Here is an 18017-nt window from a genome sequence, read left to right on the forward strand (position 1 = left end):
GAGGTGCGGTCGGCGACCGCCGACCCGCTGCGGGTCTGCCGGACGTCTGACCGGTTCGTCCCGGCTCAAACGTTTTCGTCCGCATCGGCTGCTCCGCCGTCCGCCGGCTCGGGCGGCTCGGACAGTTCGGGGGGCTCGGACGGCTCGGACGGCACGGGCGGTTCGGGCGGTTCGGGCGGTTCGGGCGGTTCGGGGGCGAGGACTTCGACGGCGATCAGGCAGGTGTCGTCGTCGGTGTCGGCGGTGCTGGTCTCCAGGGCGCGGTCGAGCAGGGCGTCGAGGTCGGCGGCGGGTTCGGCGAGGGTGCGGGCGAGGTGGTCGAGCGGTTCCTCGACGGACCGGTCGCGCCGTTCGACCAGGCCGTCGGTGTAGAGCAGCAGGACGTCGCCGGGGCGCATGGCGAGGCGGTGCTCCTGGTAGTCGGGGTCGTCGGCCGCACCGAGCAGGATGCCGTGCGGCATCGGGAGCGGGCGGGCGGTGCCGTCGCGCAGCAGGACGGGCGGGAGGTGGCCGGCCCTGGCCCAGTGCAGGGTGCGGGTGTCGGGGTGGTAGCGGGCGCAGACGGCGGTGGCGGTGGCGGCGCCGGTGAGGTCGGCGGTGGCCTGGTTGAGCCAGTCGAGCAGGCGGGCGGGGCCGGCCCCGGTGTAGGCGAGGCCGCGCAGCGCGTTGCGCAGGGCGACCATGCCGGTGGCGGCCTCGACGCCGTGCCCGGCCGTGTCGCCGACGACCAGCAGGGCGGTGCCGTCGGGCATCAGGACGGCGTCGTACCAGTCGCCGCCGACCCGGGCCTGCTGGGAGGAGGGCCGGTAGCGGACGGCGGCGCGCAGACCGGCGCTCTCCAGCGGGGGCGGGTCGGGCGGCAGGATGGCCTGTTGCAGGCGCAGCGCGAGCAGGTGGCGTTCGGCGGCTTCCTGCCGGGTGTAGGCGAGGCTCTCGGTGGTGGCGGCGAGCGCGGTCTCGGTCCAGTGCTGGGCGGAGACGTCCTGGAAGGCGCCGCGGACGGCGGCGGTGCGCCCGTTCGGGTCGGGGACGGGTTCGGCGACCAGCCGGACGTAGCGGGTGTAGCTGTCCAGGTGCCGCATCCGAAACACCGCGGAGTCGGAACGCCCGTTGTCGATGGCCGAGTTGACGACCCTCCGGACGGTCTGCTCGTCGTCGGGGTGGACGTGTGCGGGCAGGGCGGCGAGCGGGATGGGGGTGGCGTCGGCGGGCAGGCCGAGCAGGTCGGTGGTGCGCGGCGTCCAGTGGATCTCGCCGGTGCGCAGGTCCTCCTCGAAGCCGGCCAGGTGGCTGAGGCGCTGGGCGATGCGCTGCAGGCGGACGGTGCGGTCCTCGGCGGTGGTGGGCTGCCAGCTGACCAGCAGGCTTCCGGGCGGGGTGGTGAGCCGGGCGGCGGCCAGTTCGAGCAGGACGGGGACGGGGGTCTGGTCCTCCAGGAGGGTCAGGGCGAGGCTGTCGGCGTGGCGCGGGCGGCCGGTGGCGTGCACCCGCAGCAGCAGGTCGAGCAGGCCGTCGGCGCAGGCGCGCGGGTAGGTCTCGGTGAGGGTGCGGCCCTCGATGCGGTGCGGGGGGCGGCCGACGAGGTCGGTGAAGGCCGTGTTGACGCGCAGGACGCGGAAGTCGACGGGCGTTCCGGTGGCGGGTTCGGGGGTGAGCAGCAGGGCGGGGGTGAGTGCGGCGTCGAGGGCGGCGGTGTCGGGGTCCGTTCCTTCGGCGGTGGGGCCGGGGCGGTCGGTCAGGGCGAGGGCGCCGATCTCGGCGGCGGCGCGCAGGCGGCGGCGTTCGGCGGGGGTGGGGTCGGGCGGGCGGGTCTCCCAGGCGAGTTCGAGGACGGCGGCGGGGCCGGCGGCGCGGTGCAGCGGGACGGCGAGGCGGTAGGGGGCGCGGGCGGCGCCGAGGGTGGCGTCGACCGGCCCGGTGGGGCCCAGTTCGGCGCCGCTGGCCAGGGCCTGCTGGGCGGGGGTGGGCAGGCCGGGCGGGACGTGCCGCCAGACGGCGCGCTCGGTCTCGGTGAAGCCGGGTGCGGCGGCGGGGTGCAGGACACCGCCGGGTTGGACGGTCCAGAGCACGGCGGCGGTGGCCCCGAGCATGTCGGCGGCCTGGCTGAGCGCGGCCTCGACGACGGGGGACGGCCTGTGGGGCGGGGCGGCGGGCGGCGCGGGCGGGGCCGGGCCCGGCCCGGTGGTGGTGCCGGCGGTGTCGGTGGGCAGGGTGGTGAGGATGTCGGCGGCGAGTTCCTGCGGGCCGAGGCGGGCGCGTTCGGCGAGCGCGAGGAGTTGGGCCCCGGCCTCGGCGGGTCCGCAGCCGAGCCGTTCGGCGAGGACGCCGGTGGCCAGCGCGGTGAGCGGGCGGACGGCGAGCGCGGCGCGCAGTTCCTCGGTCTCGGCCTGGGCGTCCCGCAGCCGCAGCGCCAGCAGGTGGCGCACGTCCGGGCGCGGCTCGGACGGCGTCGGCGGCCCTGGCGTCAACGGCCCGGGCGGCGTTCCGGGCTCCGGACCGGCGGGCCCGCTGGGCTGTCCGGGCTCGTTCACGGGGGTCAACCCTCCACCCAGCGCTGCACGGTGGCGATCAGCTCGTCGGCGTCGACGGGTTTGGTGAGGTGGTCGTCGGCCCCGGCGGCGAGGCTGCGGGCGCGGTCGTCCGGCATGGCCTTGGCGGTGACCGCGACGATCGGGACGGTGGGCCGGTCGGTGCCCTCCCGGATGGCGGTGGTGGCGGCGTAGCCGTCCAGCTCGGGCATCATCAGGTCCATCAGCACCAGGTCGGTCTCGGGGTGGGCGCGCAGCAGGGCGAGTCCGGTGCGCCCGTTGGCGGCGTGCAGGGCGGTGGCGCCCTCGAGTTCGAGTGCGGTGCTGAGGGCGTAGACGTTGCGCGGGTCGTCGTCGATGACCAGGACGGTGCGCCCGGCGAGGCGTCCGGGCCGTTCGGCGGGCGGGGGGCCGGGCGGGTCGGCCGCCGGGGCGGGCGCGGAGTGCGGGGCGGCGGTTCGGGCGATGCGTTCGCGCAGTTCGTCCAGGCCGGTGGCGACCTCCAGCCGGTCGGCGGTCGGGAGGGGCGGCTCGGCGCCGCCGGCGTGGCCGAGGACGGGGACGGGGTCGGCGCGCCGTTCGAGGGCGGCGAGCAGGGTGCGGGCGCCGTCCCCGGGCAGGCCGAGGTCGAGGACGAGCAGGTCGTGGGGGGCGCGGTCGAGTGCGGCGAGCGCGCTGTCGGGGCTGTCCGCGCTGTCGACGGTGGTGGCCGGGTCGCGGCCGGTGACGCCGCTGCGGGTGAGCAGGGTGAGCAGCCCGGGCGGGTCGGGTTCGACCACCAGGATGCGGCGCTCCCCGCCCCGGCGTCCGGTCGCTCCCTCCCCTCCCCCGGCCTCCGGTTCCGCTCCGGCCTCCGGTTCCGTCCCGGGTTCGGTGTGCGCGGCGGGCAGCAGCAGGGTGAAGCTGCTGCCTTCGCCGGGTACGGATTCGGCGCTGACGGCGCCGCCGAGCAGCCGGGCGAGTTCGCGGCTGATGGACAGGCCCAGGCCGGTGCCGCCGTACTTGCGGCTGGTGGTGCCGTCGGCCTGCTGGAAGGCGCCGAAGATGGATTCCAGGTGGTCGGCGCCGATGCCGATGCCGGAGTCCTGGACGCGGAACGCGACGGTCGCCAAGTCCCGCCGTTCGGTCGGGAGTTCACCGGGCCTGGCGGGTTCGACGGCGAGTTCGACGAACCCCCGGTCGGTGAACTTCACCGCGTTGGAGAGCAGGTTGCGCAGGATCTGCCGCAGCCTGGCCTGGTCGGTGTGCAGTTGCTCGGGCGCGCCGGGCGCGGTGGTGATCCGGAAGTCGAGGCCCTTCTCGGCGGCGAGCGGGCGGAAGGTGGTGTCGACGTAGTCGAGCAGTTCGCGCAGCTCGAACGGTTCGAGGGTGACGTCGAGTTTGCCCGCCTCGACCTTGGACAGGTCGAGGATGTCGTTGATCAGTTGCAGCAGGTCGGAGCCGGCCGAGCGGATCACCTCGGCGTACTCGACCTGCTTGCCGGTCAGGTTGCCCTCGGAGTTCTGGGCGAGCAGCTGGGCGAGGATCAGCAGGCTGTTCAGCGGGGTGCGCAGTTCGTGGCTCATGTTGGCCAGGAACTCCGACTTGTACATCGAGGTTCGGGTCAACTGCCGCGCGCGTTCCTCCAGTTCGCGGCGGGCCTGTTCGATCTGCAGGTTCTTGGCCTCGATGTCGCGGTTCTGCGCGGCGAGCAGTTCGGCCTTCTCGCCGAGTTCGGCGTTGGAGCGCCGCAGCTCCTCCTGGCCGTCGACCAGCTGTTCGGACCGGGCCCGCAGTTCGGAGGTCAGGCGGCGGGATTCGCGCAGCAGTTCGTCGGTCCTGGCGTTGGCCAGCAGGGTGGCCAGGGTGGTGCCGATGTCCTGGGCCAGGCGTTCCAGGAAGTCCCGGTGCAGGCCGGTGAAGCGGTGCAGGGTGGCGACCTCGACCACGCCGAGCAGCCGGTCCTCCATGGTGATCGGCTGGATCAGCAGTTCGCGGGGGGACGCCGATCCCAGCCCCGACCCGATCTCGGCGTAGCCGGGCGGGAGTTCGGTGATCGCGATGGGGCGGCGGCTGCGCGCGGCCTGGCCGATCAACGACTCGCCGAGGACGAACCGGCGCGGGGTGTCGGCGTGGTGGTGGCCGTAGGCGGCGGCCCGGGTGAGCACGGCGCCGCCGTCCTCGGTGTCCTCGGCGAGGTAGCAGGTGCCGTACTGGGCGTCCAGCAGCGGGCACAGCTCGTCCATCAGCAGTTCGGCCACCGCGGCCGGTTCGCGCCGGCCCTGGATCAGCGCGGTGAGCCGGGCCAGGTGGGTCTTCAGCCAGTCCTGTTCGCGGTTGGCGCGGGTGGTCTCGCGCAGCGACTCGACCATCACGTTGATGTTGTCCTTGAGGTCGGCGACCTCGCCGGAGGCGTCCACCGTGATCGAGCGGGTCAGGTCGCCGGCGGTGACGGCGCCGGTCACCTCGGCGATCGCCCGGACCTGCCGGGTCAGGTTCCCGGCGAGCTCGTTGACGTTCTCGGTGAGCCGCTTCCAGGTGCCGGAGACGCCCTCCACAGGTGCCGGCGACGTTCGGCACCCGGGCCTGGCCGCCGAGCGTGCCGTCCGTGCCGACCTCGCGGGCGACGCGGGTGACCTCGTCGGCGAACGCCGAGAGGGTGTCCACCATGGTGTTCAACGCCCCGGCCAGCGCGGCGACCTCGCCCTCCGACTCGACGGTGACCCGCTGCGACAGGTCGCCCCGGGCCACCGCGGTGGCGACCTGGGCGATCGAACGGACCTGGCCGGTCAGGTTGGAGGCCATCACGTTGACGTTGTCGGTCAGGTCGCGCCACGTCCCGGAGACGCCCCGGACGTCGGCCTGCCCGCCGAGGATGCCCTCGGTGCCGACCTCGCGGGCCACCCGGGTCACCTCGCCGGCGAACGAACTCAGCTGCTCCACCATCGTGTTGACGGTGCTCTTCAGCTCCAGGATCTCGCCGCGCGCCACCACGTCGGTCTTCCGGGTCAGGTCGCCCCGGGCCACCGCCGTGGCGACCTGGGCGATCGAACGGACCTGCGCGGTCAGGTTGCCCGCCATGAAGTTGACGCTGTCGGTCAGGTCGCGCCACGTCCCGGAGACGCCCCGGACGTCGGCCTGCCCGCCGAGGATGCCCTCGGTGCCGACCTCGCGGGCGACGCGGGTGACCTCGGCGGCGAACGAACTCAGCTGCTCCACCATGGTGTTGACGGTGTTCTTCAGCTCCAGGATCTCGCCCCGGGCGTCCACGTCGATCTTCCGGGTCTCGTTGTAGACCCCGGAGATCTCGCCCAGCACGCCCGGCGCGTCCGGCAGCCGCAGCGTGAGGTCGCCGTCCCGGACGGCTGTCAGGCCGGCCAGCAGGCGGCGCAGCGCGGCGCCGTCCGATCCGGCGGATCCGGCCGGTCCGGGGGCCGACCGCGGGTGCTCCGCGCCCCGGTCCGACCCGTCGAAACCGCCCGACCCGTCGAAACCGCCGGGGCCGTCGAACCTGCCGGGGCCGTCGGGCCTGCCAGGCCCTCCCGGAGGACCGCCCGGCCTCCCCGGCTCGCCGCCCGGGAACGGCGGGTGCGGCCGTCCGGGATCGGGTGTGCTGTCCACGTGACCACCACCTCGGCTCCGAGAACGCGGCGCGGCCCCGGCGAACGGGACCGTTCTGCTTCCACTGTGGCACTTCCGCGCTCAGGGTTCCGCCGGAGGGCGGACGACCTCCAGCCACACCGTCTTGCCGCCGCCCGCCACCGGATCGCTGCCCCAGGCGGCGGCCAGCCGGTCGACCACCCGCAGCCCGTACCCGCCCGGCCTGGCGGGCAGCCGGACCGGGCGCAGCACCGGCGGCCGGTCGTCGGCGTCCCGGACGGCGACCCGCAGCAGCGGCCCGTACCTGGTCAGTTCCAGCAGGTAGGGGCCGGTGGCGTGCTGGCAGGCGTTGGTGACCAGCTCGCTGGTCATCAGCAGCACGTCCTCGGCGGCGATCCGGGTGTCGGCGTCCGGCGCGGGCAGCCAGCCCCAGGCCCGCAGCGCGTCGCGGGCGAACTCGCGGCCCAGGGCGACGGTGCCGGGCTCGCCGGCCAGCGGGAGGCTGCGCCGGTCGGTGCCGGTCCGCAGCGGCCGGGCGGGACCGAGGGGGTGGCCGGCCATCACCGGGCCCCGCTCACGTCGCCCGCACCGCCCGTACCTCCCGCACTGCCCGTACCGCCCGCACCGCCCGCGCCGGGCGGCACCCCCGCGTCCGGGCCCGTCACCGGCGCCGCGAGCGCCTCCTCGACGCTGGGGTGGACGTCGAGCACCTCGTCCGCGCCGGTGATCTCCAGCATCCGGGCGACCACCGCCCCGGGGGCGGCCAGCAGCAGCGGGAGGCCGGCCCGGCCGGCGGCGGCGTGGGCGCGCAGCAGCAGGTTGAGGCCGGTGGAGTCGCAGAACTCCAGGCCGCCGCAGTCCACCACCAGCCGTTCGGACGGGTCGGCGACGGCCTGTTCCAGGGCTTCGCGGAGCGGGGCGACGCTGTCGTGGTCGAGTTCGCCCTCGGGACGCACCACCAGTGCTCCGGTCGGGTGGCGCAGCGCGACGGTGAGCGGGGCGCCTGGCCCGGTGCCCGGTTGTGCGTCCACGGCTCGCACACCTCCTGCCGTACGGTGTCGGGTCCTTCCGCCCCGGGGCTCGCGCCCCGGGGCGGCCACGGGCTACGGGCTCGCGGGTACCCGACCGGGCCGGAACTCAATCAGCGGTCCCGGCCTCCGCCGTCTCGTCGGCGGTCTTCCCCTCGATGTGCTCGCGGAGCCCGGTGAGGGTGGCGGAGAGGATGCGGGAGACGTGCATCTGGGAGACGCCGATCTCGGTGGCGATCTCGCTCTGGGTGAGCCCGCCCCAGAAGCGCAGCAGCAGGACGGTGCGTTCGCGTTCCGGCAGGCGGTTGAGGAAGGGCTTGGCCATCACCCGGAGCTCGGCGACCTCCAGTTCCGGGTCGCAGCTGCCGAGCCGGTTGACCAGGGCGCTGCCGCTGTCGTCGGAGTCGTCGTCGCGCAGCGAGTCGAGCGAGTCGCAGCGGCACAGCCGTCCGGCCTCCAGTCCTTCGGCGGCCTCCTCCTCGGTGACGTGGAGTTCCGCGGCCAGTTCGGCGGTGTCGGGCAGCCGACCCAGGGACTGTTCGAGCCGGTCGGAGGCGTGGACGGCCGCCAGGTAGCGCTCCTGCACGCTGCGCGGGACGCGCAGCGGCCAGGAGGTGTCGCGGAAGAAGCGTTTGACCTCGCCGGAGATGGTGGGGATGGCGTAGGTGACGAACTCGACGCCGCGGTCCGGGTCGAAGCCGTCGACGGCCTTGATCAGCCCGACGGTGCCGACCTGGATGATGTCGTCGAGGTCCTCGGGACGGTGTCGGAACCGGGCGGCGACGAACCGCACCAGCGGCATGTTCAGCTCGATCACGGTGCCCCGGACGTAGCTGTGGGCGGGGTCCTCGGGCGGCAGTTCGGCGAGCCTGCGGAACAGCGCGTCGCTGAGCCGGCGCGCCTCGTACTTGCCCATGGCGCGCATCTCGCGCCGGGTGGGGCGGTGCATCGGGTCGATCTCGATCTCGGCCCCGGCCCGGGCGGTGCCCGGACGGGACGCCGAGACGGAGACCCGGACGGAGGACTGACGGGACGCCGGAGTGGAGACCGGGGTGGGGGCCGCACCGGACGCAGCAGTGGAGGTGGTGGTCACGGGGAGTCATCTCCCGGGTACGGTGGGGACCTGCCCCGGCGGCCCGTGCGGTGCGGGCACGCCGCGCGCCGGACGGTGGGGACCGTCCGGGACTCGGCGGGCCGCGCGACGGCGGGGCGGGCGGCGGGGCGGGCGGAGAACCGTGGAACCCGGCTTCTTCAGGCGACGGCTCCCGGCACGCGGCGCGCGACTCGCGGCTCTCGGCTCGCGACTCTCGGCTCACATACCGTGACGTGGCGGCCCCTGGGAGGGGCCGGCCGCGCCGAGCGGTGCGCGCTCGGCGTGGCGCCATAGTCCTACCCCGTTTTGTCCCTTCTGAACCGAATTCACCGGATTGTCTCCGGTTCGACGGCTCCGAGGCGGGTATGCGCGCCGGGTGACCCTGTCCGGTGACGAAAGGAGTCCCACCATGCCCGCCGGATCGAGCCCCAAGCGGGAGCGCCAGTACGAGCACATCAAGGAGGGCGAGCTGAAGCGCGGCGCGAGCGAGAAGCGCGCCACCGAGATCGCCGCCCGCACCGTCAACAAGGAGCGCGCCCGGCACGGCGAGAGCCGGACGGCCAGCCGCAGCTCCACTCACGACGTCTCCTCCGGGCACCGGGGCGGCAAGCGTTCGCACCACGGGGCCGGGGGTCCGACGTACGACCAGCTGTACAACGAGGCGCGGCAGCGCAACATCAAGGGCCGCTCGAAGATGAACAAGAGCCAGCTCGAACACGCCCTGGGGCGGTGACCACGATGACCGTTCCGATGCCCGTGGACCCGGACGTCCGGCCGCCCGACCCGCCGGACGCGCCGCCCCGGCCGACCGACCCGCCCGATCCGCTCGGCCCCGCCCGGCCGCTGCCGGACCCGGACCCGTCGATCGCCCCGCCGATGCCGCACGACCCGCAGCCTCCGAACCCCGGGCCGCCCGGCCCCGGTCGGCCCGACCCGCTCCCGGACCCGCAGCCGCCGAGCCCCGCTCCGCAGCCGCCCGGCCCGGAGCCGGAGCCCGTCCCGCAGCCGAGCCCGTGAGCGCCTGAGACGAACCGCCCGGCGGACCGCCGCCGGGCGGTTCGTCGTGCACGCACCCGTCAGAGGCCGCGGCCGTCCCACTCGGGGGCCGGGTCGAGCGGGAGCAGCGGGCGCAGCGCGCCGAGCACCGCGCCGATGCAGACGTCGCGCAACTCGGCGCGGCTGCAACCGGGTTCGGCGAGCCAGTCGACGCAGAGCACCTGGACGAACACCAACCAGCCCTTCAGCACGGTCGAGACGGCGGCCCGGGCCTGCGCCCCGGTCGGCGGCAGGACGGCCAGCAGGCGGGCGCGCAGCGCGTCCAGCTCCTCCGCCATGATCGTCTGCACCACCGGGTCGCCGGCCAGCACCCGGTTCGCGGCGAGCACCGCGTGGCGGTTGGCCACGAAGTAGTCCAGGTGCGCGTCCAGCCCCTGGGCGAGCTGCTGCACCAGGGTCTCCCCCGGGTCGATCCGGGTGGCGGCGAGCAGCCGGTCGGCGGCCTGCTGGTAGACGGCGGCGAACAGTTCGCGCTTGCCCGGGAAGTGGCGGTAGAGCAGCGCCCGGGAGACCCCGGCCCGCTCGGCGACCTCCTCCATCAGCACCGCCTCGTACGGCTGCGCCGCGAACAGCTCCGCCCCGACGGCCAGCAGTTGGGCCCTCCGCTGGTCGGGAGTGAGGCGGCGGCGCGGGGCGGTCGACATGCCGCGATCCTATGCGACACGTGTCTACTTGACACGCGCCCACCCGCGCGCCCACCCTGGAACCGACCCACTAGTAGACACGTGTCAACCAGCCCGCGCCGGGTGTCCGGCCGGGGAGCGGAGCGGTGAGCGATGGCCAGGGCACTGCGGTTCCTCTGCTACGCGATGGGCTGAGCCTGCGCGGCCATCGGCCTCTTCCACGTCCTGGCGGGCAACGCCGCCGTCCCCGGCGCCACCGACGCCGGCCCGACCACCGACTCCCTGGAGCGCTTCTTCGGCGCGGTCTTCACGGGCTACGGCCTGGCCTGGCTCCACACGGCCGGGCAGCGCCCGATCCCGCCGGCCCCGGTCCGCGTCCTGTCCGGCCTCCTCCTGCTGGGCGGCCTCGGCCGCCTGCTGTCGCTGGCCGTGGCCGGGCGGCCGCACTGGTTCCAACTCGCCCTGATGGCCGTCGAACTGGCCCTTCCCCTGGTCTACTTCCGACTGGCCACCGCCGACCTCCGGGCGGGCGCCCCCGCCACGGCCCCCGCGGGAGGACGGGAACAGCGGCTCGCGGACGGCGGCTGAACCCCCTGCCCGCACCCGCCGTCCGCCCGCACAGCCGTACGGTTGCGCGGTGCCTGCGGCGGGTAGTGCGCCCTGGAGCGGGATCACCTGGGGGCGGGGGCGTCGCAATGCGCGGGACGCAGTGGCTGGGCCGGACGGGGCCCTGGCGGGTGGCCGGCGGGTTCGCCGTGCTGTGGCTGGCGGGCGCGGCGGTCCTGACCTGGCTGCTGTTCGGCGGGCCGCTGCTCGCGACGAGCGGCCTGGCGGGGCCCACCGGCAGCTACGTCGTCGCGAGTTGCCAGGAGGAGGTGGAGAGCACCTCCGTGAGCTGCCGGGGCAGGTACACGCCCTCGTCCCCCTTCGGGGCGCCCTCGCGGCCGATGACGCTGCGCGGCGCCGACGGGAAGCACCGGGTCGGCACCCGGTTCGCCGTCCGGGAGGTCGGCGGCCGGGCCTTCGAGCCCTCGCCGGTCGCGGCCGGCGAGTACGTCGCCTTCACCGGCTGGACGCTCTCCACCCTCGCCCTGCCCGCCCTCTGGCTGCTGGCCTGCGCGCGCAGGGGACGCGCCCGCAGCGGCGACGGCTACGTCTTCGCCTGGCTCGCCGCCCTGTTCGCCGCGTGCGTCCTCGGCGTCGTCCTCCTCCCGCTGTTCTGGCTGACGGCCCTCGTCCGGGGGTAGCCCCACGTGCCGGACGAGCCGGCCGGCGGGTGGGAGCGGCTCCGCCTCCGCCGCCACGACCCGTGACGCGTCACGGCACGCACCGCGCGGCGCGTACGGGCACCGGGACCCGGGTAGGCGAACGGGTGTTCGCCCCCTCACCGGAAGCAGGTTCCACGATGGCGTGTCGGATCAGTGAACTCGTCCTGGGCTGCCGCGAGCCCGAGGTGCTGGCGCGCTTCTGGTGCGAGGTGCTGGACTTCGTGGAGCTCGGCCGCGAGGAGGACGGCAGCATCGAGATCGGCCCGCGCGAGGGCTTCGGCGGTGCGCAGCCCACGCTGGTCCTGAGCCCCGAGGCCGAACCGCACCCGGACCTGCCCCGCCTGCACATCGACGTCAGCGCCACCGACCGCGACCAGGACGCCGAGTTGGAGCGCCTGCTCGCCCTCGGCGCCCGCCCGGCCGACATCGGCCAGACCGGCGAGGAGTCCTGGCACGTCCTGGCCGACCCGGAGGGCAACGTGTTCTGCCTGCTCAAGGCGCGGATCAAGGAGCTTTGACCGGCACCCCCGACGCGAGCACCGGTTCCCCCTCCTCCGCACGCCGACCGCCCCGCCGCCGCTCCCGGTGTTTCCGTTCGGGCGTGGGCGGTCAGACGCCCCGCAGTGGTGTCGTCGCGTGCGAAGGAGGACGTCCCGTGTCCAGGACTGTCGCGGATCAGGTGCTCGCCCGCTTGCGCGAGTGGGGCGTGGAGCAGGTGTTCGGGTACCCGGGGGACGGGATCAACGGGTTGCTGGCGGCGTGGGGACGGGCCGACGACCAGCCGTCGTTCGTGCAGGCCAGGCACGAGGAGATGGCGGCGTTCGAGGCGGTGGGGTTCGCCAAGTTCTCCGGGCAGGTCGGCGTGTGCGTGGCGACCTCGGGGCCGGGCGCGATCCACCTGCTGAACGGGCTGTACGACGCGAAGCTGGACCACGTGCCGGTGGTGGCGATCGTCGGGCAGACCGACCGCAGCGCGATGGGCGGCTCGTACCAGCAGGAGGTGGACCTGCTGAGCCTGTACAAGGACGTGGCCTCGGCGTACTGCCAGATGGTGACCGTCCCGCAGCAGCTGCCGAACGTGCTGGACCGGGCGTTCCGGACGGCCGCGACGTACCGCACGGTGACCGCCGTGATCATCCCGGCGGACGTGCAGGAGCTGCCCGAGCAGCCGCCGGAGCACGCGTTCAAGATGGTGCCCTCCAGCCTGGGCGTCCCGCACTCGCACCCCGTCCCGGACGACGCCGAACTGGTGCGGGCCGCCGAGGTGCTGAACGCGGGCGGCAAGGTCGCGATGCTGGTCGGCCAGGGCGCGCGCGGGGCGCGCCGGCAGGTCGAGCAGGTGGCCGAGCTGCTGGGCGCGGGGGTGGCGAAGGCGCTGCTCGGCAAGGACGTGCTGCCCGACACCCTGCCGTACGTGACGGGGTCGATCGGGCTGCTGGGCACCCGGCCCTCGTACGAGCTGATGCGGGACTGCGACACGCTGCTGACGGTCGGCTCCAGCTTCCCGTACAGCCAGTTCCTGCCGGAGTTCGACCAGGCGCGGGCGGTGCAGATCGACGCCGACCCGTTCATGGTGGGCATGCGCTACCCGTACGAGGTGAACCTGGTCGGTGACGCGGCGGCGACGCTGGACCGGCTGCTGCCGATGCTGCGCCGCAAGAAGGACCGGAGCTGGCGCAAGCAGGTGGAGAAGAACACCGCGCGCTGGTGGGACGTGATGGAGGAGCGGGCGAAGGTGCCCGCCGACCCGGTCAACCCGGAGTACCTGGTGCACGCGCTGGACGCGCTGCTGCCCGAGGACGCGATCCTGACGGCGGACTCCGGCTCGGCGGCCAACTGGTACGCCCGGCACGTGCGGATGCGCGGCACGATGCGCGGTTCGCTGTCGGGGACGCTGGCGACCATGGGGCCGGGCGTGCCGTACGCGATCGGCGCGAAGTTCGCCCACCCGGACCGGCCGGTGGTGGCCCTGGTCGGGGACGGCGCGATGCAGATGAACGGGCTGGCCGAGCTGGTCACCATCGCCCGCTACCGGGAGCGCTGGAGCGACCCGCGGCTGGTGGTGTGCGTGCTGAACAACCACGACCTGAACCAGGTGACGTGGGAGATGCGGGCGATGCAGGGCGCGCCGAGCTTCCTGCCCTCGCAACAGCTGCCGGACGTGCGCTACGCGGACTTCGCCGAGTCGGTGGGCCTGCGCGGGCTGCGGGTCGAGGACCCGGGCAAGGTGCGGGCGGCCTGGGAGTGGGCGCTGGGCGCGGACCGGCCGTGCGTGCTGGACGTGCGCACCGACCCGGCGGTGCCGCCGATCCCGCCGCACGCCGAGTGGTCGCAGATCAAGGACGCGGCGGAGTCGGTGCTGCGCGGCGACAGCGACCGGACGGCGGTGGTCAAACGCGGGCTGCGGGCGAAGCTGGCCGAGCTGCTGCCGCACCGGAGCAAGTCGTGAGCGGCCCACTGGCGGCGGTGCGCGAGGGCCGGTTCCAGCGCTCGCTGGCGCTGGCCACCGGCGCGGGTTCGCTGGTGGCCGCCGCCGAGATCTACCTGGAGCACGACCGGGCCGGGTTCGGCAACCGGATGATGTGGTGGCCGGTGGTGCTGGGCCCGGTCGGCGCGGCGGCGGGCGTCGCGGGCGCGGTGAACACCCGGGCGGCCCGGACGCTGCTGCCGCTGGCCTCGGCGGCGATCGCCGCGAACGGGCTCCAGGGGTTCTGGCTGCACGTGCGCGGGGTGGCCCAGAAGCCGGGCGGCTGGCGGATGGCCCGGTTCAACCTGGAGACCGGCCCGCCGGTGTTCGCCCCGCTGCTGCTGGGCATGGTCGGCGGGATGGGCCTGGTCGCGGCGGTGCTGCGGCGCGAGGGCCGGCCGTGAGCGCGGAGGAGCGGCCGGCGCCCGGGGAACGGCCGCCGTACGAGGGCCGCTTCCCCGGCTACGACTCGCTGGCCCGCCGCCCGCACTGGGACGAGGTGACGGCCGCCGTGGTGACCGCCCGGGTGGCGGGCCCGCGCCCGCCGCTGCGGCTGTTCGCGCCCGCCGAGGAGGCCGCCGCCCGGGCGCTGCTGGACCGGCTGCTGGACCACCCGCCGGTCGACCTGCTGCCGATGATCGACGCCCGGCTGGCCGAGCGGGAGACCGACGGCTGGCACTACGCGGACCTGCCGCCCGACGACCGGGCCTGGCCGGAGACGATGCGGGCACTGGACGAGGACGCCCGCGCGCTGCCGGGCCGCCCCTCCTTCGCCGAGCTGACGGAGCGCCAGCAGGACGGCCTGGTCGAGGAGGTGCGCCGGGCCGAGCGCTGGCACGGCTGGCCGGCGAAGCACGTGTGGAGCCTGTGGACGCGCTACGCCTGCACCGCGTACTACTCCCATCCGGCGGCCTGGGACGAGATCGGCTTCGGCGGCCCGGCGTTCCCGTCCGGGTACGCCCGGCTCGGCGTCGGGCGGCGCGAGCGCTGGGAGGTCGCCGACGCGCACCCCGAGCGGCAGCCGCAGGCCGAGCGCCCCGACCCGCCGCCGCTGCCCGCCGTCACCGACCCGGGCCGGCACGGCGAGGCGGGGGCCGCGCTGGCCACCCTGCGCCGGACCACCCGCCGGCAGCGGTCGGTGCGCCGGCGCAACGCCTCGGCCTGGCTGCTGCCGCAGGACGGGCTGGGCTTCGACCGGCGATTGATCGAGCGGATGCGCCGCCACCGGGACGAGGACGAGGTCGACCTGGTGATCGTCGGCTGCGGCGCGGGCGGCACGGTGCTGGCGCAGCGGATGGCCCGGGCGGGCTGGTCGGTGGTGGTGCTGGAGGCGGGCCCGTTCTGGGACCCGCTGCGCGACTGGTCGAGCGACGAGTACGCCGCGCACCAGCTGTACTGGACCGAGCCGCGGGTGCTGTCCGGCTCCGACCCGGTGCCGATGGGGTCGAACAACTCCGGGCGCGGGGTGGGCGGTTCGATGGTGCACTTCGCCGGGTACGCGCCGCGCTTCCACCCCTCGGACTTCGCCACCCGCAGCCGGGACGGGGTGGGCGCCGACTGGCCGCTGACGTACGACGACCTGCGCGGCTCGTACGAGCGGCTGGAGGCGGAGCTGCCGGTGGCGGGCCAGTACTGGCCGTGGGGCGAGCCGCACGCCTACCCGCACGCGCCGCACCCGGTGGGCGGCAACGGCGAGGTGTTCCTGCGCGGGGCGGCGGCGCTGGGGCTGGAGGCCCGGGTGGGGCCGGTGGCGATCTCCAACGGCCGCTTCGGGCGGCGCCCGCACTGCGTGTACCGGGGCTTCTGCCTGCAGGGCTGCAAGGTCAACGCGAAGGCCTCGCCGCTGATCACCCACCTGCCGGACGCGCTGGCGCACGGCGTGGAGGTCCGCGCCGACGCGATGGCCTGCGCGGTCGAGCTCGGCCCGGACGGGCTGGCGCGCGGCGTGCGCTACCTGCGCGGCGGGCGCGAACACCTCCAGCGGGCCCGGACGGTGGCGGTCGCCGGGTACGCGATCGAGACGCCCCGGCTGCTGCTCAACTCGGCGAACGGGCGCTTCCCGGACGGCCTGTGCAACGACTACGACCAGGTCGGCCGGTACGTGATGGTGCAGGGCGCGCCGCAGGTCTCGGGCCGCTTCGAGCAGGAGGTGCGGGCGTACAAGGCGCCGCCGCCGGAGGTGTCCACGGAGGCGTTCTACGAGACCGACCCGGCCAAGCCGTACCGGCGCGGGTTCAGCGTCCAGACCGTCTCGCCGATGCCGATCACCTGGGCCGAGCACGTGGTCGCCCAGGGGCACTGGGGCGCGAACCTGCGCCACTACCTGTCGGACTACGTGCACTGGGCGACGCTCGGCGGGCTGGCCGAGCTGCTGCCGCAGGCCGACAACCGGGTCACCCTGGCCGAGGAGAAGGACCGGCACGGGCTGCCGGTGGCGAACTTCTCCTACTCGCAGTGCGACAACGACCGGCGGCTGATCGCGGCGGCGCGCGGCGCGATGGAGACGATCCTGGCGGCGGCGGGCGCCGGCGAGGTGATCGCCATCGACCGGTACGCGCACCTGGTGGGCGGCTGCCGGATGGCCGCCAGGCCCGAGGACGGCGTGGTCGACCGGGACCTGCGCTCCTTCGCGGTGCCGAACCTGCTGATCACCGACGGCAGCGTGCTGCCGACCCAGGGCGCCGCCAACCCGGCGCTGACCATCATGGCCCTGGTCGACCGCGCGGCGGGCGTGCTCGCCGCCGGCGCCCGGTCGGGCCTGCGCACCCCGAGGTGACGAACGGAGTGACGAACATGTGGTCCGACCACCCGATCGACTGGCTGACGGCGCGGGTGTACACCGTCCCGACCGACCGGCCGGAGGCCGACGGCACCCTCGCCTGGGACGCCACCACCCTGATCCTGGTCGAGGCGGCCAGCGGCCCGGTCACCGGCCTGGGCTGGACGTACGGCGCGCCCGCCACCGCCGCGCTGGTGCGCGAGCCGCTCGCGCGGACCGTGCTCGGCCGCGACGCGCTCGACACCGCGGGCGCGTACGAGGCGATGCGCCGGGCGCTGCGCAACGCGGGCCGGCCCGGCCTCGGCACGTACGCGCTGTCCGCCGTCGACCTCGCGCTGTGGGACCTGGCGGCGCGGCTGCTCGACGTCCCGCTGGTGGGGCTGCTGGGCGGGCGGCCCCGGCCGGTGGAGGTGTACGGCAGCGGCGGGTTCACCACGTACCCGGACCGGGTGACGGAGCGGCAGCTGCGCGGCTGGGTGGAGGAGCAGGGCATCCCGCGCGTCAAGATCAAGATCGGCGAGTCCTGGGGCGGCCACCCCGAACGGGACCTGGCCCGGATCTCCGCCGCCCGCACCGCGATCGGCCCGGACGCGGCCCTGTACGTGGACGCGAACGGCGCCTTCACCGCGAAGCGGGCGATCCGGCTGGCGGAGGCGTTCGCCGGGGAGGGGGTGACCTGGTTCGAGGAGCCGGTGCCCTCCGACGACCCGGCCGGGCTGGCGGCCGTCCGCGCCGCCGTCGCCCCCGACGTCACGGCCGGCGAGTACGGCGACGAACCGCGCTACTTCGCCCGGCTCGCCCCCGCCGTGGACTGCCTCCAGGCCGACGCCACCCGCTGCGGCGGCCTGACCGGCTTCCTGCGCGCCGCCGCCGTCGCCGAGGCGGCCGGCGTCCAGCTCTCCGGGCACTGCTCGCCGCACGCGCACGCCCACGCGGCGGCCGCCCGTTCGGCCGGGATCAGGCACCTGGAGTGGTTCCACGACCACGTCCGGGTCGAGTCGCTGCTGTTCGACGGCGTCCTCGACCCGGCGGGCGGCACCGTCACCCCCGGCGCGGACGGCGCGCCCGGCCACGGCCTGACCCTCGCCGAGGGGCGCGCCGCGCCGTACCTGGTGGACGCCTGACCGGCCGCCGGGCTGATTCGTCCCGGGCCCTCCCGGGCAGACGCCCGCCGACCCGGAGCAACGGAGCAAGCGAAAGGACTTGGACCATGCTGCTGCTCGGACTCCTGCTGTTCGCCGTGACCGGCGCCTTCGCGGGCCTGCTGATCGCCGACAACCTCGGCGGCGGCCCAGAGACCGGCGTCACCGTGCTCGGCCACCAGATCGCCACCATGAGCACCCTGGGCGCGTTCCTGGCCGGCCTCGCCCTCGCCCTGCTCTTCTGCGCCGGCCTCGCCCTGGTCCGCAGCGGCCTGCGCATGCGCCGCCGCCACCGGGAGGCCGCCCCGGCGTCCGCCACCACGACGCTGGACCGCACCGACGACCCCGGCACCTCGACGGACCTGCCCACCACCTCCGGCGGTTCCACCGCCACCCGGCCCCCGCAGGGCCGACCGCGCCACCGCTTCACCCACCGCTTCACCCACTGACCGGC

At 75.4% G+C, this 18017-nt stretch carries 15 protein-coding genes and 1 pseudogene; 10 read left to right on the plus strand and 6 right to left on the minus strand.

The genetic code is table 11. The features are described 5' to 3' along the window. Positions 1-65: 65 nt before the first annotated feature. From OO48_RS29985 to OO48_RS30005, 5 genes and pseudogenes are all read right to left on the minus strand, one after another. The gene (locus tag OO48_RS29985) at positions 66-2531 is read right to left on the minus strand and encodes a SpoIIE family protein phosphatase (RefSeq protein ID WP_157845577.1); all 2466 of its coding nucleotides are present in this window, start codon (positions 2529-2531) and stop codon (positions 66-68) included. A gap of 5 nt (positions 2532-2536) precedes the next feature. After that, positions 2537-5900, minus strand: a pseudogene (locus OO48_RS34655) (HAMP domain-containing protein). A gap of 309 nt (positions 5901-6209) precedes the next feature. Further along, positions 6210-6668, minus strand: a complete 459-nt coding sequence (locus OO48_RS29995; protein ID WP_051733121.1) for an ATP-binding protein — start codon at positions 6666-6668, stop codon at positions 6210-6212. Further along, positions 6668-7138: an anti-sigma factor antagonist gene (locus OO48_RS30000; RefSeq protein WP_063830769.1), complete on the minus strand. Its 471-nt coding sequence runs from the start codon at positions 7136-7138 to the stop codon at positions 6668-6670. Before OO48_RS30000 ends, OO48_RS29995 begins: the two co-directional genes overlap by 1 nt. A gap of 106 nt (positions 7139-7244) precedes the next feature. Then, complete coding sequence (locus tag OO48_RS30005; RefSeq protein WP_167346487.1) at positions 7245-8228, minus strand: SigB/SigF/SigG family RNA polymerase sigma factor; 984 nt, start codon at positions 8226-8228, stop codon at positions 7245-7247. Between the two features lie 409 nt (positions 8229-8637). Between OO48_RS30005 and OO48_RS30010 the strand changes: the two genes are divergently transcribed. Next, positions 8638-8961: a hypothetical protein gene (locus OO48_RS30010; protein ID WP_033221975.1), complete on the plus strand. Its 324-nt coding sequence runs from the start codon at positions 8638-8640 to the stop codon at positions 8959-8961. Between the two features lie 5 nt (positions 8962-8966). Continuing rightward, entirely contained in the window at positions 8967-9245 is a 279-nt protein-coding gene (locus OO48_RS30015) for a hypothetical protein (protein WP_157845578.1), read from the plus strand. Positions 9246-9304: 59 nt separating this feature from the next. Here the strand turns inward: OO48_RS30015 and OO48_RS30020 are convergent, their stop codons facing one another. Then, positions 9305-9928 (minus strand): TetR/AcrR family transcriptional regulator, encoded by a 624-nt coding sequence (locus OO48_RS30020; protein ID WP_033221979.1) that lies wholly within the window; start codon positions 9926-9928, stop codon positions 9305-9307. Between the two features lie 186 nt (positions 9929-10114). Between OO48_RS30020 and OO48_RS34660 the strand changes: the two genes are divergently transcribed. From OO48_RS34660 to OO48_RS30060, 8 genes are all read left to right on the plus strand, one after another. Beyond that, positions 10115-10495, plus strand: coding sequence for a DUF4345 family protein (locus OO48_RS34660; protein WP_245194860.1), 381 nt, complete (start codon positions 10115-10117; stop codon positions 10493-10495). 107 nt (positions 10496-10602) lie between these two features. After that, positions 10603-11154 (plus strand): hypothetical protein, encoded by a 552-nt coding sequence (locus OO48_RS30030; protein WP_033221980.1) that lies wholly within the window; start codon positions 10603-10605, stop codon positions 11152-11154. A 158-nt stretch (positions 11155-11312) separates the two neighbouring features. Then, complete coding sequence (locus OO48_RS30035; protein ID WP_033221981.1) at positions 11313-11693, plus strand: VOC family protein; 381 nt, start codon at positions 11313-11315, stop codon at positions 11691-11693. Between the two features lie 137 nt (positions 11694-11830). Then, the gene (locus tag OO48_RS30040; protein ID WP_033221982.1) at positions 11831-13624 is read left to right on the plus strand and encodes a thiamine pyrophosphate-requiring protein; all 1794 of its coding nucleotides are present in this window, start codon (positions 11831-11833) and stop codon (positions 13622-13624) included. After that, positions 13621-14046 (plus strand): hypothetical protein, encoded by a 426-nt coding sequence (locus OO48_RS36850; protein ID WP_033221984.1) that lies wholly within the window; start codon positions 13621-13623, stop codon positions 14044-14046. The genes OO48_RS30040 and OO48_RS36850 overlap by 4 nt, the downstream gene beginning before the upstream one ends. Continuing rightward, the gene (locus OO48_RS30050) at positions 14043-16418 is read left to right on the plus strand and encodes a GMC family oxidoreductase (protein ID WP_081952491.1); all 2376 of its coding nucleotides are present in this window, start codon (positions 14043-14045) and stop codon (positions 16416-16418) included. The genes OO48_RS36850 and OO48_RS30050 overlap by 4 nt, the downstream gene beginning before the upstream one ends. A 17-nt stretch (positions 16419-16435) precedes the next feature. Next, positions 16436-17545 carry an enolase C-terminal domain-like protein gene (locus OO48_RS30055; protein ID WP_051733123.1) on the plus strand — a complete coding sequence of 370 codons (1110 nt, stop codon included), beginning with the start codon at positions 16436-16438 and terminating at the stop codon, positions 17543-17545. A gap of 86 nt (positions 17546-17631) precedes the next feature. Then, on the plus strand, positions 17632-18012 hold the full coding sequence (locus OO48_RS30060) for a hypothetical protein (RefSeq protein ID WP_033221986.1): 381 nt from the start codon (positions 17632-17634) through the stop codon (positions 18010-18012). Positions 18013-18017: the final 5 nt, after the last annotated feature.

Origin of the sequence: Kitasatospora phosalacinea (genome assembly GCF_000716545.1) — a bacterium.
Lineage (GTDB): Bacteria > Actinomycetota > Actinomycetes > Streptomycetales > Streptomycetaceae > Kitasatospora > Kitasatospora phosalacinea.

Excerpts from the sequence above, each read along its gene's own strand:
- OO48_RS30055 (WP_051733123.1), top strand. The coding sequence starts at position 16,436 with ATGTGGTCCGACCACCCGATCGACTGGCTGACGGCGCGGGTGTACACC.
- OO48_RS30015 (WP_157845578.1), top strand. The coding sequence starts at position 8,967 with ATGACCGTTCCGATGCCCGTGGACCCGGACGTCCGGCCGCCCGACCCG.
- OO48_RS30030 (WP_033221980.1), top strand. The coding sequence starts at position 10,603 with ATGCGCGGGACGCAGTGGCTGGGCCGGACGGGGCCCTGGCGGGTGGCC.
- OO48_RS29995 (WP_051733121.1), bottom strand. The coding sequence starts at position 6,668 with ATGGCCGGCCACCCCCTCGGTCCCGCCCGGCCGCTGCGGACCGGCACC.
- OO48_RS30035 (WP_033221981.1), top strand. The coding sequence starts at position 11,313 with ATGGCGTGTCGGATCAGTGAACTCGTCCTGGGCTGCCGCGAGCCCGAG.
- OO48_RS30060 (WP_033221986.1), top strand. The coding sequence starts at position 17,632 with ATGCTGCTGCTCGGACTCCTGCTGTTCGCCGTGACCGGCGCCTTCGCG.
- OO48_RS30010 (WP_033221975.1), top strand. The coding sequence starts at position 8,638 with ATGCCCGCCGGATCGAGCCCCAAGCGGGAGCGCCAGTACGAGCACATC.
- OO48_RS30020 (WP_033221979.1), bottom strand. The coding sequence starts at position 9,928 with ATGTCGACCGCCCCGCGCCGCCGCCTCACTCCCGACCAGCGGAGGGCC.